16 protein-coding genes are annotated in these 17,404 nt (G+C 53.8%); 7 read left to right on the top strand and 9 right to left on the bottom strand.

Annotated elements, in window-relative coordinates:
- Positions 1 to 30 precede the first annotated feature (30 nt).
- The 3 genes from aroC to ABJM21_RS01475 all read left to right on the top strand — a co-directional run bounded on the left by aroC (position 31) and on the right by ABJM21_RS01475 (position 4,222).
- Positions 31 to 1,098, top strand: a complete 1,068-nt coding sequence (gene aroC / locus ABJM21_RS01485) for a chorismate synthase (protein WP_348303241.1) — start codon at positions 31 to 33, stop codon at positions 1,096 to 1,098.
- A 10-nt stretch (positions 1,099 to 1,108) separates the two neighbouring features.
- Positions 1,109 to 2,908, top strand: coding sequence for an SLC13 family permease (locus tag ABJM21_RS01480; protein WP_348303243.1), 1,800 nt, complete (start codon positions 1,109 to 1,111; stop codon positions 2,906 to 2,908).
- A gap of 75 nt (positions 2,909 to 2,983) precedes the next feature.
- On the top strand, positions 2,984 to 4,222 hold the full coding sequence (locus tag ABJM21_RS01475; protein ID WP_348303245.1) for a dicarboxylate/amino acid:cation symporter: 1,239 nt from the start codon (positions 2,984 to 2,986) through the stop codon (positions 4,220 to 4,222).
- Here ABJM21_RS01475 and ABJM21_RS01470 read toward each other — a convergent pair.
- From ABJM21_RS01470 to ABJM21_RS01440, 7 genes are all read right to left on the bottom strand, one after another.
- Positions 4,219 to 4,767: a L,D-transpeptidase family protein gene (locus ABJM21_RS01470; protein ID WP_348303247.1), complete on the bottom strand. Its 549-nt coding sequence runs from the start codon at positions 4,765 to 4,767 to the stop codon at positions 4,219 to 4,221. The two genes, ABJM21_RS01475 and ABJM21_RS01470, sit on opposite strands and share 4 nt — an antisense overlap.
- A complete protein-coding gene (locus ABJM21_RS01465) occupies positions 4,757 to 6,046 on the bottom strand; it encodes an adenylosuccinate synthase (protein ID WP_348303249.1) in 1,290 nt (429 codons plus the stop codon). Before ABJM21_RS01465 ends, ABJM21_RS01470 begins: the two co-directional genes overlap by 11 nt.
- Before the next feature lie 18 nt (positions 6,047 to 6,064).
- A complete protein-coding gene (locus tag ABJM21_RS01460) occupies positions 6,065 to 7,180 on the bottom strand; it encodes an ATP phosphoribosyltransferase regulatory subunit (RefSeq protein WP_348303251.1) in 1,116 nt (371 codons plus the stop codon).
- Between the two features lie 59 nt (positions 7,181 to 7,239).
- On the bottom strand, positions 7,240 to 8,823 hold the full coding sequence (gene serA, locus ABJM21_RS01455) for a phosphoglycerate dehydrogenase (RefSeq protein WP_348303253.1): 1,584 nt from the start codon (positions 8,821 to 8,823) through the stop codon (positions 7,240 to 7,242).
- Between the two features lie 122 nt (positions 8,824 to 8,945).
- Complete coding sequence (locus ABJM21_RS01450; RefSeq protein WP_348303255.1) at positions 8,946 to 10,115, bottom strand: phosphoserine transaminase; 1,170 nt, start codon at positions 10,113 to 10,115, stop codon at positions 8,946 to 8,948.
- A gap of 125 nt (positions 10,116 to 10,240) precedes the next feature.
- Positions 10,241 to 10,552, bottom strand: a complete 312-nt coding sequence (locus tag ABJM21_RS01445) for a PepSY domain-containing protein (RefSeq protein ID WP_348303257.1) — start codon at positions 10,550 to 10,552, stop codon at positions 10,241 to 10,243.
- A gap of 66 nt (positions 10,553 to 10,618) precedes the next feature.
- The gene (locus ABJM21_RS01440; RefSeq protein WP_348303259.1) at positions 10,619 to 11,248 is read right to left on the bottom strand and encodes a ferric reductase-like transmembrane domain-containing protein; all 630 of its coding nucleotides are present in this window, start codon (positions 11,246 to 11,248) and stop codon (positions 10,619 to 10,621) included.
- 134 nt (positions 11,249 to 11,382) lie between these two features.
- On the opposite strand from ABJM21_RS01440, the gene ABJM21_RS01435 reads away from it, so the two are divergent.
- Together ABJM21_RS01435 and ABJM21_RS01430 are read left to right on the top strand one after the other, a co-directional pair.
- The gene (locus ABJM21_RS01435; RefSeq protein ID WP_348303261.1) at positions 11,383 to 12,048 is read left to right on the top strand and encodes an extensin family protein; all 666 of its coding nucleotides are present in this window, start codon (positions 11,383 to 11,385) and stop codon (positions 12,046 to 12,048) included.
- Positions 12,049 to 12,115: 67 nt separating this feature from the next.
- Positions 12,116 to 12,985, top strand: coding sequence for a TIGR00730 family Rossman fold protein (locus ABJM21_RS01430; RefSeq protein WP_348303263.1), 870 nt, complete (start codon positions 12,116 to 12,118; stop codon positions 12,983 to 12,985).
- A 12-nt stretch (positions 12,986 to 12,997) separates the two neighbouring features.
- Here the strand turns inward: ABJM21_RS01430 and ABJM21_RS01425 are convergent, their stop codons facing one another.
- Entirely contained in the window at positions 12,998 to 13,636 is a 639-nt protein-coding gene (locus ABJM21_RS01425) for a cytochrome c family protein (protein WP_348303265.1), read from the bottom strand.
- A gap of 220 nt (positions 13,637 to 13,856) precedes the next feature.
- On the opposite strand from ABJM21_RS01425, the gene ABJM21_RS01420 reads away from it, so the two are divergent.
- The gene (locus tag ABJM21_RS01420) at positions 13,857 to 14,768 is read left to right on the top strand and encodes a prephenate dehydratase (RefSeq protein WP_348303267.1); all 912 of its coding nucleotides are present in this window, start codon (positions 13,857 to 13,859) and stop codon (positions 14,766 to 14,768) included.
- A gap of 87 nt (positions 14,769 to 14,855) precedes the next feature.
- On the opposite strand, the gene ABJM21_RS01415 is transcribed toward ABJM21_RS01420, so the two are convergent.
- Positions 14,856 to 15,731, bottom strand: coding sequence for a hypothetical protein (locus tag ABJM21_RS01415; protein WP_348303269.1), 876 nt, complete (start codon positions 15,729 to 15,731; stop codon positions 14,856 to 14,858).
- Between the two features lie 491 nt (positions 15,732 to 16,222).
- Between ABJM21_RS01415 and ABJM21_RS01410 the strand changes: the two genes are divergently transcribed.
- A complete protein-coding gene (locus ABJM21_RS01410) occupies positions 16,223 to 17,395 on the top strand; it encodes an agenet domain-containing protein (protein ID WP_348303271.1) in 1,173 nt (390 codons plus the stop codon).
- The last annotated feature ends 9 nt before the right edge of the window (positions 17,396 to 17,404 follow it).

Raw genomic sequence — 17,404 nt, 5'->3', positions numbered from 1 at the left:
ACAAAAAAGTGGGCCAATAAATGAGGGTATATGAGTTTTAACAGTTTTGGCCGCGTATTTCGCTTTTCCACTTGGGGGGAAAGTCACGGACCTGCGCTTGGCGCGGTGGTCGACGGTTGCCCTCCTGGTTTGGAGCTAAGTGAGGCGGATATTCAACCCTTTCTGGATGCCCGCCGTCCTGGCCAGTCGAAATATACCACGCAACGGCAGGAACCCGATCAGGTAAAAATCCTGTCGGGCGTGTTCGACGGCAAGACTACGGGCACACCTATTTCGTTGATGATCGAAAATGTAGATCAGCGGTCCAAGGATTATAGTGAAGTCGCCAAAGCCTATCGCCCCGGCCATGCCGACTATGCCTATGATGCCAAATACGGCTTTCGCGATTATCGCGGCGGCGGCCGATCCAGCGCCCGCGAAACAGCGGCACGTGTCGCAGCAGGCGCGGTAGCGCGCTTGGCCATTCCAGAAGTATCGGTCCGCGCATGGGTTGCTGAAATTGGCGGTGATGCAATTGATATGGCGAATTTTAATGCCGATGAAATTGGCAATAACCCGTTTTTCTGTCCGGATGCAGCCGCGGCCAAACGCTGGGAAACCTTGGTTGATGGCGCGCGTAAGGACGGGAGCAGCCTTGGCGCGATCATCGCCTGTGAAGCGACTGGTGTTCCGGCTGGATGGGGTGCGCCCGTTTATGCCAAACTCGACAGTGAAATTGCGTCGGCCATGATGACAATCAATGCCACGAAAGGCGTTGAAATTGGCGACGGCTTTGGAGCGGCTCGCCTGCGCGGCGAAGACAATGCCGATGCCATGCGACCAGGCAATGAAGGACCACGTTTCGAATCCAACCATGCCGGCGGAACGGCAGGCGGCATATCCACAGGACAACCTGTTTTCTGCCGCGTGGCTTTCAAACCGACCAGCTCAATCCTGACACCCGTTGATACCATCACGCGCGATGGCGAAGCGACCGAGATCACCACCAAGGGCCGTCATGACCCCTGCGTCGGCATACGCGGCGTCCCCGTCGTGGAAGCCATGATGGCCTTGGTGCTCGCCGATCAGAAAATGCTGCACAGAGCACAATGCGGGTAAGCGTCCTTAAATGATCGACCTCGTCCTTCATGTCATTGATGACTATATTCAGGCGCATAAGGCGATTATCGGTCTTGTCATATTGGGCTTCCTGTTCGCTGGCTTCATCATGGAGCGGTTTCCCGCAGCCGTCGTTGCCGTACTGGGCGCCTGCACCTTTCTCTTTCTGGGTATAATCGATTCCGACGGTTTGTTTTCTGTCTTTTCCAACACAGCGCCCATCACCATAGCAGCGATGTTCATTCTCTCTGGAGCACTGTTAAGAACCGGTACAATTGATGCGATTGCCGGGTTCATCATCGAACGGGCAAAAAAACGACCCAAACTGGCGGTCGTCGAAATGTTCCTGGGTGCCTTTGTCGCTTCCGCATTCATGAACAATACGCCGGTTGTGCTCGTGCTGATCCCGATCATCATCCGCCTGTCCCGTGCAACTGGCATCTCCTCCAAAAAACTACTCATCCCCTTAAGCTTCATCTGTATTTTGGGCGGCACCACTACATTGATCGGTACGTCTACCAACCTGATCGTCGATGCGGTCGCTCGTGATACCGGAATGGATGGGTTCGGGATTTTTGAAATTACACCCTATGGCCTGATTGCTGCCGTAGCTGGCACCATCATGATGGTGTTGTTCAGCAGCTGGTTGCTCCCCAAGGGGCAAGCGAGCGGGGAGTTTTCAAGCAGCGACGAAAGTGATTTTCTAACCGAGCTCACGGTACGCAACCGATCTTCCGCCATTGGCAAAATGCTTTCAGAGGTTCCGATTATCCGCCGGACCAGCGTAAATGTTTCTGCGGTTAAACGGCTGAGCAGCTATATCCGCCATGATCTGGAACATCACGAGCTGCGCGCTGGTGATCGCATTGTCGTCCGGCTCGATCTCGCCGAACTCATATCCCTGCGGTCTTCGGAAGACTTCAAAATCGGCATTGTGCGGTCTGGTGATGTCGGACCATTGGGTGAGGAACTGGTGGAAGCAACGGTTGCTCCTGGCCATCCCAGTATCGGTAATCGTCTGTTCGACATTCCGTTTCTCGGGCAGTTAAATGTCCGCATATTGGGCATGACCCGCTATCGCAACCTGCCACGATCTGACCTCACCAATGCCCGTATCCATGCCGCAGACCGCTTGCTCGTCACCGGGTCGAGCAAAGATATTCAGCGGATGTATGAAAATCCCAATCTCTTTGGTGTCGGCCAGACCAAGATACGCGCCTTTCGCCGGGACCGTGCGCCCATTGCGATTGGCGCTCTGGTCGCCGTGGTCGCCCTCGCCGCGCTTAATATCATCCCGCTTGCCGTTGCAGCCATATTGGCGGTCGGCGCCATCTTGCTCGCACGCTGTATTGATGCGGAGGAAGCTTGGGGGTCAATTGACGGCAATGTGCTGGTGCTCATTTTCGGGATGTTGGCGGTCGGTCTTGGCCTGCAACAAGCAGGAAGCGTGGATTTGATCGTCAATCAGCTCACGCCTTGGCTTCGCGATCTGCCGCCATGGGCGTTAGTGTTTGCGATCTATGTGCTCTCCGTGTTCATGACAGAGATTGTCACCAATAACGCCGTGGCGATCATCATAACGCCCATTGTTATCGCGCTGGGTCAAGATCTCGGCGTCGATCCAAGGCCCTTGGTCATCGCCGTCATGTTTGCCGCCTCAGCCAGTTTCGCAACACCAATCGGCTATCAAACCAACACATTGGTTTACGCGGCGGGCAACTACCGGTTCACCGATTTCTTCAAGGCCGGCATTCCGCTGACCTTCGGTGTTGGATTGGCCACCTGTCTTGCGATCAGTTTTACGATGTGACGACTTGCCGCTAATCGCTTGCCGTAACTGGGTTGCGACGATAGGCTGAGACAAAATATAAATAGGGGTGGTGACATGCTGTCATTCTGGTTCAAAATACCGCTTTGGCAGCGGGTTATCGCGGCGTTGATTTTAGGGATTATTACCGGTCTAGCTTGGGGGCCGGATGCGGAAATGATCAAATGGATCGGTGATTTCTTCATCAAAGCGATCCGGATGCTGGTCGTTCCGTTGATTTTCTTCTCGCTGGTTGCTGGCGTTGCAGCCCTTGGTGACCTCCGAAAACTCGGCAGTGTTGGCGGACGGGCAATGATCTTATTCATCATAACCGGTCAAATTGCAGCATGGCTTGGGCTAGCATTGGGCACGTTTTTCCAACCTGGAAAAGGCGTAGACACCAGCGCGCTCCAGAAGGGCGAGACACCTGCACCGAATGAAACCAGCGCCGTTGATATGATCCTCTCGATTGTCCCAGACAGCCCGGTGCAAGTCATGGCCGACGTGCGTGTTCTGCCCTTGATCGTATTTGCGCTGCTGATTGGTATTGGCATTTTGATGGCGAAAGAAGACGGCAAACCGCTCGCGAAGATTTTCGATAGCGGTGCCATCGTCATGCAAAAGGTGACGATGATCGTCATGGAGCTGACGCCCTTTGGCGTTTTTGCACTGATGGCATGGGTTGCTGGCACGCTAGGGCCTGATGCACTTGTCTCGCTGGCGAAGCTGGTCGGGCTCAATTATCTTGGCTGCCTATTGATAATCGGTGTGATGTATTCCGCGATGATCAAATTTATCGCCAAACTGCCGGTAATTGATTTCTTCCGCGGCATTATCGACGCGATTGCGGTGAGCTATTCCACTGCCTCATCCAACGCAACTCTGCCAGTGACCCTGCGCTGCGTTGAGCGCAATCTGGGTGTTAGCAACTCGGTGGCCAGTTTTGTTGTCTCGTTAGGCGCGACTATCAACATGAACGGCACCGCGATGTATCTGGGGCTCGCAACGTTGTTCGGGGCGCAGATTTTCGGCGTAGATTTGAACTTCGGCCACTATGTCTTGATCGCGATCACTTCAACCCTTGGCGCCATTGGTGCAGCGGGCATTCCCGGCGCTGGCTTGATTATGATGGCACTCGTCTTCGGCAGCGTCGGAGTACCGCTGGAAACCATCGCCTTTGTCGCCGGTGTTGACCGGATCATGGACATGATGCGTACGACAACCAACGTCTCTGGTGATGCTGCTATAGCGACGACGGTGGCGGTGATGACGGGTGAGATTGATGTCGAGGAAATGATATCGGCGGACGATGTTTAAGGCTGAATAGTGATCACAGCCCCATCGGGTACCACGTTCCATATCTGCTGAATCTCAGCATTGCTCAAAGCGATACAACCGTCGGTCCAGTCGGATGCAATTGGTGCGCCATCGCGGCCATTGGGTTGACCGTGGATGAAGATATCGCCGCCCGGTGATTTGCCCTTCGCTTCGGCATAACTGCGATCAGCCGCATTGGGATAGGATATTCGCAAGCTGAGATGATAGCTGCTGCCGGGGTTTCGGCCATTTATCGTATAGCGTCCTTCCGGTGTGCGTTCGTCACCTTCAAAGCGTTTATGGCCCTGTGGCGTATTTCCGAAGCGGATATTGGTATAGCGAGCAATTTCCTCGTCCGCCTTATAGAGGATCAGCGTCCGGTCGCTTTTGTCGACCAAGATGCTGTCCGCTTTGGTGCCCGCTAGAATGACCGGAAGCAGGGCCGCACTATCCTCTGCCTGCTGCCCGGTATCAGCGGTTTGTCCGCCAGCGCCGCAGCCCCCGACCGCCGCCAGCGTCAAAAGTAGGAGAAACCTAGTCTGCAAAGGGGTCCGTCACCAAAATCGTATCCTCACGCTCGGGAGATGTTGATACCAAGGCCACCGGACATTGGATCAGCTCCTCCACCCGTTTGATATATTTGATCGCTTGCGCTGGCAAATCGGCCCAGCTGCGCGCGCCAGCTGTGGATTCACTCCAGCCCGCCATGCTTTCATATATCGGCGTTACCGCTTCCTGATCCTGATGATGCGGCGGCAGATAGTCATAGGTTACGCCATTTAGGTCATAGCCAACACAGATTTTCAGTTCTTCAAAGCCATCGAGTACATCCAGCTTGGTCAGCGCAATGCCGCTAACGCCGGATACCGCCAGGGCCTGCCGGACCAGCACAGCGTCGAACCAACCACAGCGCCGTTGCCGCCCGGTATTGGTACCAAATTCATGGCCGCGTTCACCGAGACGTTGTCCGATGTCATCAGCCAGCTCGGTTGGGAATGGTCCCGAACCCACACGCGTCGTGTAGGCTTTCACAATCCCCAGCACATAGCCCGTGCCAGATGGGCCTACACCCGAACCACCAGCCGCCGTGCCGGAAATCGTATTGGAACTGGTCACAAACGGATAGGTCCCGTGATCAACGTCGAGCAGCACGCCCTGCGCACCTTCGAACAAAATACGATCGCCCCGCTTGCGCGCTTCGTTTAGGCGCTTCCAGACGGGCTGCGCATATTGCAGCACAGAGGCGGCAATCTCGCGCAGGTCGGTCAGCAAACGCTCCCTATCCACCGGCTTCTCGCCAAAACCAGCGCGCAGCGCATCGTGATGCGCACAAAGCCTGTCCAGCTGTGGTCCTAGATCATCAAGATAGGCCAAATCACAAACACGGATCGAACGGCGACCGACTTTGTCTTCATAAGCCGGACCAATGCCGCGCCGTGTGGTACCAATTTTACCCTTGCCGCTCGCATCTTCGCGCAGCGCATCAAGATCACGGTGAATGGGCAGGATCAAAGGGCAATTTTCCGCAATACCAAAATTGTCGGCGTTGATGGCCACACCCTGCTTGCTGAGTTTTTCGATCTCGTCTCGCAAATGCCAAGGGTCGAGCACTACGCCGTTACCAATAATCGACAAGGCCCCGCGGACAATGCCGGAGGGCAGCAGCGAAAGCTTGTAAACTTCACCATCAACCACCAATGTATGACCGGCATTATGGCCACCTTGAAACCGGACAACGACATCAGCGCGTTCCGATAGCCAATCGACAATCTTGCCTTTGCCTTCGTCGCCCCATTGGGCACCAATAACTGTCACATTGGCCATATTTGAATATTCTTCCTGTTAAATTGCGACCGGCTGCTTGCCGTCAAGATGGTGGGTGCAACCCAAAGTGGCTGCATCATCACTGTCCGAAAGCGCCGCAACCGTGCGCCATCCCTCCGCCCGCAAAGATGCGGCAATTTCACTATCATGCCCCAGCGGCAGGAATAAAATATCCTTGGCCTTTGCACTAAAACCGGCATCGATGAGCGGACTGGGATAGAGCGAGAAGCCTACGGCATTTTCCATTTCACCATCAGCGGTTGGAATCTCATAACTACCGCCGCGACCCATCGCACCGACAAAACCATCGGCAAAGAGCGTGAAACCAAACCAGTTCTGATATTCAAAACCGTGGCGCTCGGTTGGATCGAGGGTCAGTTCTGCTTTGTCTTTAATATTCGCAGCAATGGCGGCAATACCATCCAGCCGTGTTGTCAGCAGATCATCACAGTCAAAGGCCCGCATCTTGGCCATCGCATCATCAAACGGCCCGGTGGCTTCGATCAACGGAAGATAACCAACAGCACCCAGCTCTGTGAGACCACCTGCATCTTTCATATCCAGTTCGCTGCGCACTTCGGCTGCCTGTGCAGCACTGAGCGGCAGCGGACCTGCAGACAGGATATCGACCAGATCAGGCATCGTGAAATCAACGGTGATCCCGGTTAGGCCAGCCCTGCCCAATGCTTCGATCGCAACCGTTACAATCTCGCTGGCAGCGGCCACGCTATCGGTTCCGATCAGTTCCGCACCGATTTGCAAGCGGCTGCGTTCCGGATGCAATTGACCAGAGCGCAATTTCAGAACCTGTCCGGAATAGCTGAGACGCACGGGACGCGCTGCCCCCGAAAGACTGGTCGCTGCAATCCGGCCAATTTGCATGGTCACATCGGGCCGCAGCGCCAATGTCCGCTGCGAAATCGGATCGACAAAGCGCATCAAGTCGCTTTTCGCCGATCCGGTCATCCGGCCGGTCAGTACGTCCTCATATTCCACCAATGGCGGCGATACCCGCGCATAACCATGACTGGCCAGCGTATCGAGAACGTCGCGTTCGAGTCGCGACCCGGCCTCAGCATATGGAGGGAGGGAATCGTGAAAGCCTTCGGGCAGCAAGTTAGACAGCTTTTGCATAGACTTTCGTCTCCATAGCCTAAGCGCGCGCTCAGGCCACCGGTTTTTTGCTCTTCTGTTTAGAAGCGCAGCGCTTTGACCGTTTTAACCCCCTCAAGCTGGCAAACAGCCCAGAGTACGGGTTCTTCCACTGGCGAATCGATGGAAAGCAGCAATACCGCTTCCCCGCCTGGTGCATCTGCACGACGGCCCAGATGGAAGGTACCGATATTGACACCAGCTTCACCCAAGGTGGAACCGACACTGCCGATAAAGCCGGGCTGATCCTGATTGACGACATAGAGCATGTCGCCCTCGAGATCCGCCTCAACCTTGATGCCGAACATCTCAACCAAACGAGGCCCAGAAGAACCAAACAGCGTACCAGCCACTGATTTCTCGCCTTCATCTGTGGTGACCGATACGCGGACCAATGTGTGATAATCGCCCTCGCGATCATGCCGCACTTCACGAACGTCAAGGCCGCGTTCTTTCGCCAAATAGGGCGCGTTCACCATATTCACAGAGTCGCTATAGGCTGCCATCAATCCAGCGAGAACAGCGGCAGTAATGGGTTTGGGGTCGAGCTCGGCCGCAGCCCCTTCGACTTCTACCGAAATACCTTTCAGTGAACTGCTTGATAGCTGCCCAATTAATGACCCCAGCTGATTTGCAAGCACCATATAAGGTTTCAGCTTCGGTGCCTGCTCCGCCGAAAGGCTAGGCATGTTCAGTGCATTTTCAACGCCGCCGTTGACCAGATAGTCGGCCATCTGTTCCGCGACCTGGATAGCGACATTGACCTGCGCTTCACTCGTGGATGCACCGAGATGCGGGGTACAGATCAGGTTTGGCGTTCCAAAAAGATCGTTTTCCTTGGCCGGTTCTTGCGCATACACATCCAATGCAGCACCAGCGACATGACCCGACTCCAACGCCTCTTTCAAAGCCGCTTCGTCAATCAAGCCGCCGCGTGCACAATTGATGATCCGCACGCCAGGCTTGGTCTTGGCAATCGCTTCGGCTGACAAGATATTACGGGTCTGGTCCGTCAGCGGCGTGTGCATCGTAATAAAGTCAGCGCGTTCCAGAAGCTCGTCGAGCGTCACTTTTTCGATGCCGATTTCAACGGCACGTTCAGCGGTCAGGAACGGATCATAAGCGACTACCTTCATGCGCAAACCAATGGCCCGCTCGGCAACAATCGAGCCGATGTTACCTGCACCAATCAAACCGAGCGTCTTGCTGGTAAGCTCAACGCCCATGAATTTCGATTTCTCCCATTTTCCAGCCTGGGTTGAGGCATCGGCAGAAGGAAGCTGACGGGCCAGCGCGAACATCATCGCAATGGCATGTTCCGCCGTCGTAATGCTGTTACCAAAGGGTGTGTTCATTACCACCACGCCTTTGGCAGAGGCGGCCGGAATATCAACATTATCGACACCAATACCGGCACGGCCAACCACTTTCAGGTTGGTGGCGGCTTCCAATATTTCAGGCGTCACTTTGGTCGATGACCGGATGGCAAGGCCATCATAGTCACCAATGATTTTCAGCAGTTCTTCGGGTGTCTGTCCTGTGATTTCGTCGACTTCCACACCACGTTCACGGAAAATTTCGGCGGCTTTAGGGTCCATTTTATCGGAAATAAGTACTTTAGGCATTTTGATGATTCCTTAGAAACATGAGTTCTCCGCACCACTATTTTGCGGCGGGAGTCCATCCTCCGGTGGTCTACTAGCTGTTATACCGGAGATGGCCCCCTGCCTGAGCAGGAGCACTAAAATTAAATCTCGGCTTTGACCTGAGCGTAGGCCCATTCAATCCAAGGCAGCAGGCGACGAATATCTTCTTCCTCAACGGTCGAACCGCACCAGATGCGCAAGGAAGGCGGTGCATCGCGATAGCCATTGAAATCATAGCCAATGTCCATCTTCTCGAGCATGCCAGCGATTTTCTTGGGCACAGCGGCTTTATCATCGTCGCTCAGGCCATCATACCAATCGCCCTGGAACATCATACAGACGCCCGTGTTGGTCCATTTCGCCGGATCGCTGACCATATTGCGGAGCCATGGTGTGGCTTCGATCCAGTCATGGACAATCTTGGCATTGCGGTCGGCGCGGGCGTGCAGTTCCTGCAGGCCGCCAATGGATTTCGCCCATTCGAGTGAAGCGATATAATCCTCGGTTGCCAGCAAGGACGGTGTATTGATGGTCGCGCCTTCAAAGATCGCGCGGTTCAATTTATCGCCCTTCTTCACACGGAAGATTTTCGGCAGCGGCCAGCTCGGGCTATAACTTTCAATCCGTTCGACAGCGCGCGGGCTGAGGATCAGCATGCCGTGGCCGGCTTCCGATCCCATAACTTTTTGCCAGCTATAGGTGGTGGCATCGAGCTTTGCCCAGTCCATTGGTTGCGCGAACACGGCGCTGGTGGCATCGTTGATGGTCACGCCATCCCGGTCATCAGCAATCCAGTCGGTATTTGGAATTTTAGCACCCGACGTTGTGCCGTTCCAGGTAAAGACAATGTCATCACCTTTATCGATTTGGGTCAGGTCGGGAATGTCACCATAGTCGGCTTCGAGGACTGTCAGGTCAGCTGGTTTAAGCTGCTTCACTGCATCCTGGATCCATACGTTGCCGAAACTTTCCCAAGCCGCAACTGTCACCGGACGGGCGCCGAGCATATTCCACATTGCCAGTTCAACCGCGCCGGTATCAGAGGCGGGAACAATGCCGATCAAATAATCATCAGGAATGCCGAGCAACTCACGGCTGAGATCGATAGCATATTTCAGCCGCGCCTTGCCGGTAGCAGAACGATGGGAGCGGCCCATGGCCACGGTGTTCAATTTATCGAGAGACCAACCAGGAAATTTGGCGGTAGGGCCCGAAGAAAAATTCGGGCAATTTGGACGCAACTCGGGTTGCGGAACGGTAGTATCAGTCATGTACGCTTCTCCTTACAGAGAGCTCGCGCGGCGTTGGGACCGCGTGGCCCGTCGCCGCAATGTATGTTGCAGCGCAGCAAGTCAAGCAGCAAATATTATCGTCTCAGCAAATTGTGCTAAGCGGTTTACTTCTTGCGAAAAAGCTCTTTGCCCCGGCGAAGGACCAACAATTTCTCCATCGAAACGGGATGGAAATAGGCTTCAACCCGGTCACCTTCAGGGGTTGTGCCATAGACTTCATAGCAGCCGCCATCGACCTTGGACTTTTTGACTTTCCAGCCTTTTTTTACAAGATCGGCTTCCAGATCATCGCGGCTAACCCAGCCAGATTGTGGCCCAGCTTCGCATTTCATTTTACCCGTGGCGTGTGCCGGGGCCGAGAAACCAAGAGCCATTGTAGCGGCTGCAAGCGTAGCGGTAATTGCAGGGTATTTCATTTTCAAAACTCCAACTAAAAATCAGGACGCGATTGGACTTCAATCGCTCGGTTGTCATATTACTTGTCACTGAGGCTGAGGCGAATCAGCTTTTGCGACGTTCTTTTTCCTTCTGCCATAGATGATAATCATTCGCAATAACTGTAAGATGAACAGAGGAATAAAATGCACCAGCGCGCCGGTCATGCCATCATGAATCAGGAGCCAATGCGCCAAAGTCAGCAATGCGGCACCGTAAACCAAGCGTTGTAAAAACTTCCAACGGCGCTTTAACCAACGCATCGATGCATCATTGCTGGTAACTGCAAGTGGAACAAAAAGCAGCATCGCCGCCCAGCCCGTCCAGATGCCCGGTGCCCAAAATTCTGCCAATATGGGCTCCAGTTCCTCCATATCGACAATATAGAAAACCAAATGCAACATGGCATAGCCGAACGCCGCTAGGCCGAAGGACCGCCTCCGCTGTAGCAACCAACCGGTCCAGCCGCGATTACCAAAAATCGTAATCAGCGGCGATATGATCATCGCTACAATCATGAACCGTGCGGAAAATTCGCCAGTGGGATGCAGCATATCCATTGCAATAATGTCGCCAGTCCAATAACCGCGCATCAGCACCAAAGCAGGTAGGCTGAGCAACAACCAGAAAATCGGCAAACTGTTCAATATCCGCAAAAGCGCTCTCATCACTTTCATTTGAATAGTCCGACTCGATAGGTCCAGAATTTATTTGTATCAGCTTGTCGCAAACATCGTCCCATCTGACGTAAAAACGGTTATAAGCCCTGATCTTCAGCAGAGATTTAGGAATGCTTAGTCAAGCGGTTTATATGAAAACACCATCTGAAAAAGCACCATCTGCACGCAATTTTTTGATCCTGGGGATCCTGTCGCTAGCGCTTAGTGCTTGCGGGATACCCGATAGCAAACGACCATCCAGTGGCGGCGGGAAGGTTGATGCCAGTCCCAGCGCCCGCCAATGTTTCGGCGAATTGCGAAAAGCTGGCGTCAACTTCTCCCCGCTGCCCAATCAGAATTTCTCAGGCGGGTGCAGTCAGATAGATGCCATCACAATGCTGGATGTCGGTCGTCGTGTTGAACTTTCAAACCTTGGCCCGGTGAGGTGCGAGTTAGCCAACAAATTTGCTGCCTGGACCGAATATGCAGTCAGGCGTGCTGCACGCCAATATCTGGGTAGCGAACTGGTCAGAATTGAGACCATGGGTAGCTATAGCTGCCGCCGCGTGGCCGGATCTAATCGTTTGTCCGAACATGGGCGTGCCAATGCAATTGATGTATCCGGTTTTGTGTTGGCCGATGGACGGCGCATCACCCTGACCAAAAACTGGCGCAATGGACGGCAGGAAAAAGCCTTTCTGAGAGCTATCCACAAAAGCGCCTGTCGCCGCTTTGGGACAGTGCTGAGCCCGGACTTCAATGCCGCTCATCATGATCATTTTCATTTTGATATGGGCGGAAACGGCTATTGTCGTTGAATGATATATTTTGGATAAACCATTAAGTTCATTGGCAAGTCACATTGCTATGCTCTAGAGCAGCGCTATGACAAATAAAGATTTACACGATCGCCGCTTCTACCGTGCAAAACAGGAAGCAGATTTCGCCAAGAAACAGGCCTTAAGCACCCCCCAAACAGAAGATCCCGCTTATACACTCGCCTTTCAGGACAATGATTTCCTGCTCCGCGAAGAGTTGCGCCCGGTCCGGTTCCAACTAGAACTGCTGAAGCCCGAGATGCTGCTCGATGAAGCAAGCATTGGTTCCACGCTGGTCATGTATGGCTCAGCCCGTATCCCCGAGCCAAGTAAAGCTGATGCGTTGATTGAAGCGGCTAGTGATGAAGCCTCTTTGAAAACGGCCCAACGGTTGAAAGAGAAGTCCAAATATTATGACGAAGCCCGAAAGCTGGGCCAGCTGGCCAGCAATTGCGGCATTGAAGAAAACGGCAAACGAGACTTTGTCGTTTGTTCAGGCGGCGGTCCATCCATCATGGAAGCGGCCAATCGCGGTGCAACGGACGCTGGCAAGGAATCCATCGGTCTCAACATTGTTCTGCCGCATGAACAGGCGCCCAATGAATATGTCACACCGTCACTAAGCTTTCAGTTCCACTATTTCGCACTGCGCAAGATGCACTTCCTGCTACGCGCCAGGGCTGTTGCAGTCTTTCCGGGCGGCTTCGGTACGTTTGACGAGTTTTTCGAGCTGCTGACGTTGGTTCAGACTGGCAAGATGGAACCGCTTCCGATCATCCTGTTCGGCAAGGATTTCTGGCATCGGGTGATAAATTTTGACGCCTTGGCCGAAGAAGGCACGATCAGCGCCAAAGATCTCGACCTGTTTCAGTTTGTCGAAACAGCGGATGAAGCCTGGAACATCATCCAGGATTTCTACGGTCTTGAATGTAGCTAGTCGCTAAACGCTTTATTCGGTGGCAGCCGCTTCGTCAGCAGCCACGGTTTCTTCTGCAACTTCGGTAGCTGCAGCATCAGCTTCCGCCACAGCCTCTTCACCCTCAACCGCTGCTTCTTCAACTGCTGGTGGTTCCGGGTAAGGCAGGTTTGATCCTTGCGTATTCATATAGGCGATGACGTTGGCGCGATCTTCGGGTTTTCCGAGACCCGCAAAGGTCATCTTCGTACCTGGAGCATATTTACGCGGCGATATCAGCCAGGCGTTCATATTGTCGAAATTCCAATTGCCTTCGACTGATGAAAGGGCATCGCTATACGCAAAGCCGGCGACATGACCGTGGGATTTACCCAGCGTATCATATAAGTTGGGGCCAATACCATTAGCACCGCCATCATTAATCGTGTGACAGGCGATGCATTTTTTGAACACCGCTTCGCCGGCTGCAAGGTCAGCCTTGGCAAGCATCATGCTCATCGGAACTTCTTCCTTACCGCCATCAGATGATTCAACACCTTCAATAACAAAACCCATGGTTTCGGGGCGTTCGTTCTTGTCAGCATGGAAATATTTTCCGCTGAGGATCGAAAATCCAAGGGCCGCGATTCCGCCTGCCAATACCCAGCCAGCAATGGTGTTGTTATTGTCCATCTTGTCTCAAATCCCTGATTGATGCGCAGGAGCGGCCTGCCAAAAACTTTGCGCATTCTCTAATAAGACCGCCGGTTCAAAGCAAGACCTCAATTGCGGACGTGATTGCTAATATTGTTGCGCCAGTTGCGCTACATGCGATCAGGTCTTGCGCAGATGCGATTTGTGCGGCAATCGCGGCGATAATGATCGGGCGCATAGAACAGGAACTGACAATATCATGAATAGCTTTCCGCAAAACGCGCTTGGCATGGTCCGGAAAATGACTGAAATCGCATCAGAAACTCCGGCTCAGGCAATTGCCTTTCAGGGTGCTCCTGGTGCAAATTCACATCTCGCGGCTATGGAATATGCCCCTGATTGCTTGACCTTACCTTGTTTTTCGTTCGAAGATGCCCTGGACGCGGTTAAAAACGGGACTGCTGGCTCAGCGATTATCCCGATCGAAAACAGCCTGCATGGCCGGGTCGCCGATATTCACTTCCTGCTACCCGAATCGGGCCTGCATATTGTTGCCGAGCATTTCATGCGAATCCGCCACTGTTTGATGGCGAAATCAAGTGATGCCCAGATCAAGACAGCGATGAGCCATCCCCAAGCTTTAGGACAGTGCCGCCACTATTTGCGCACCCATGACATTATTCCGGTCGCTTATGCGGATACCGCCGCTGCAGCCGCCTTTGTGGCCCAGCATGACGATGAGAGCGCTGCGGCTATCGCGCCGCCGCTGGCTGCCCAGATTTACGGCCTCAAACCGATTGCCGAAGCTATCGAGGATGAAGATCATAACATGACCCGCTTCGTCCTTCTCGCCCCCGAGGCCACGGTGCCGGACACTAACGGTGCCGACGATTTCAGGGCGATGACCACCTTCATCTTTGAAGTGAAGAATATCCCTGCCGCGCTATACAAGGCGATGGGCGGTTTTGCGACCAATGGCGTCAACATGACCAAGCTGGAAAGCTATCAGGAGGGGAGCAGCTTCTCAGCCTCGAAATTCTATGCCGATATCGAAGGCGCACCGGGCGATCCAGCGGTTGACCGGGCGCTGGAAGAACTGCGATTCCATTGTAACAGCGTCCGGTTGCTTGGCACATACCGGCAGGCTCGGCCGAGGACGCAGTCCGACTAATCGATACGCGGTTACCGCGGTTATATAAGCGGAGCAGATACATGGTCCGCACCAGATTGCGCTTTGGGTCACACCGGGTCACACCCCCTAAAGCGGAACAGCCTGTGGTCCCCCTGCACATACACTGCCCGCCATGCTGCCACTGGGGATAGCGCCACCGCTATCACCACCGACATTATTGGCAAAATCATCATCATGACAAATGCCAGCCGCTGCTTCGCTGGCCCGGACCCGAGTCCAGAAATCCGGATCATCGCTCATGCCGCTGCGCATCGCGCGTTCCCATTGCATGTCGTCCCAGCTCGCCGCATCGTCGGGATCAAGGTCGGATATATCGATATCTTCTGGCGCGGTGGCAGCAATCTGCCCGCGCTCCTGCGATTCCCGTAGCCGCCTCATTAGCGCGTCATTCTCGATCCCGTCAAAGGAGGGAGGCTCGACTTGCGGCTGCCCTGCCCGATCCTGCTCTGCCAGCATCTCGGTGCAATCGCTGCCCTGACTAATCTTTTCCACCATCGCATCAAAATCCGCTGCCGCAGCCCGCGCCGGATTGCCCGCCAGATCATATTCATCCGCCTTCTTATCCAGCCGGCCCAGCGCCGCCAGCAGCAAGGGCACCGAAAAACGCTGCCGCTCCCCCACTTCCTCGCCATGATACCAAACCGTCTCGGCCCAGCCGTTCAGCCCCTTATCCAGCACCTCCTCGGCATAAAGATCCCGCGCATGGATCAGCGCCGCGTCCCAAGCCCGCGCAAAGGCCCTGCCCTCGCCGCAGTCCTGCGTGCGGCGGCGCAGCCGATGCGCACTCTCCCGGCTCATGCCGACAAAGGCCGCCGCCGCCTTGACCGACCCACAGCGCGCCAGGGCTTCAAGAAACTTGCCCTGCTTCTCGGGTGTCCAGCGCGGGGTGGGTGCGCCAAGTGTTTCGGTGGCGGGTTGTTCAGGGGAAGAAATATCGGTCATCACACATTCTCACATTGGTTATGGGTAGCACATTATATAACCTATATGGTGTTTTGTAGGAAAGCGGGAAATCTAAGAATTCGCTGAGAGATTTATTTCAATCGAGAGGATCCTCAACCTAATAATTTGATTATTTGGGGATTGTTGCGACTGTCACCGTCATGCCGCACCGTCATGCCATAATGCTGACGGTCGATGAGTGGGAAGGCAGTGGAGGCAGTCAAACGGCGACAAGTCCGCAGCTTGCGTGAGCTTCAATAGTAGATGTAGGCTTACGTCTATGTCCGCTTTGGGCGCAAAAGCGGACGTTAGCTAAATTGCCGTTGACGCGGTTTCAGCTAATCATCCAGATGCGTTGTTCATATAAACAGCTATTATTATGAACAACGCGCAACGCCGGGTTCAGTAAAAGGTAAAATTATGTAAGATAGTGCCGCCATCGAACAAGGGGGTCGCATCCATTGTTCCGGTTTTGGAACTGAGGGGGGAGAATGATGATGCGTATTCAAGCGATTGCGAAATTACTGATTGCGGCTTTTGCCGCCAGCCTTTGGATCGCGCCAGCCAGCGCGAACACAAAAGAGTTTTGGGTCAACAACAAGACCAACGAGACCGTGAAAGTCTGCTTCAGTGCGAGAAAGTTAAGTTTTGAAGGGCTGAGATGCTGGATTATTGGAAAGGGCAGTTCCCGCGTTGTGCCTTTGGACCAGCAAGATTTTGAACCGTCTGTCGCTGTCTCAGTTTTTCGGCCTGCATTGTTCGACAAACTTATATGCCGCGAAAACAGAGTAATAATCACCGGCGTTGCCGGCTTTCATATCAATGGCAAAAGTTCAAATAAATCCTGTGTGGATGCCGCCTATCCCAAGCAAAGAGATGATAGAGTTGATGTGCGCAGTTGGAAAAAAGACGATCAGGTTTTGGTAAAGATCGGCCGTGTAGGCTATTGGCACCCTGCCACGATCGAAAGCGTCAAAGGCGGTTCCAGCTATAAAGTCCGCTTTGCCAAAGGTGACCGTTATGATGTTGACGCTTCAGTTATTTCGGGTGACTATATTCGGGCCGGAACGCGCATCTCTGGAAACTGGCTGGGCAAGGGGGTCTGGTATCCTGGAGTTATCGCATCGCGCGACGGCGATAATGTCAAAATCAACTATGATGACGGTGACAAGGAAACGACCACGCTTTCCAAAATCAGGGTCGCATTTGGCGACCTGCCCAAAGAACCCGCAAAATACACCATGCGCGTATGCAACAATATAGATGAACGCGTCTTTTTCGCTATTAGCTTTGCTCTTAGTTCCGACAACGTCAGGACGGAAGGCTGGTGGAATATGAACCCCAACAGCTGCATCACTGTTGATATGTCCAAACGCTGGAAACTGGCCGGCCTTCCAGAAGGCCAGTCTGCCGCGACTTATATTTATGGTGAGACAGTAGGGATATTCGGCGGAGCGATTAAAAAAACATGGGAGGGTGAAGATGCCATGGCGGCATTTTGCGTAAATAAAAACAAACGCTTCTATTTTAAAAATCAGCATTACCGCACCAACACAACGGTTCTGGCGGCGTGCAAGGGGCCAGCCAAGGAACGGGTCAGAATGTCCGATGTAAGACTCCCAAGGAATGGGACGCAGATGCGGTTTAACTTTGATGGGCGCTAGCTGAGCATA

Origin of the sequence: Parasphingorhabdus sp., assembly GCF_039977335.1 — a bacterium.
In the GTDB taxonomy this organism is placed as follows: domain Bacteria; phylum Pseudomonadota; class Alphaproteobacteria; order Sphingomonadales; family Sphingomonadaceae; genus Parasphingorhabdus.
Note: the sequence above shows the minus strand (reverse complement) of the source record. Positions and strands in the feature narration are given on the sequence as shown.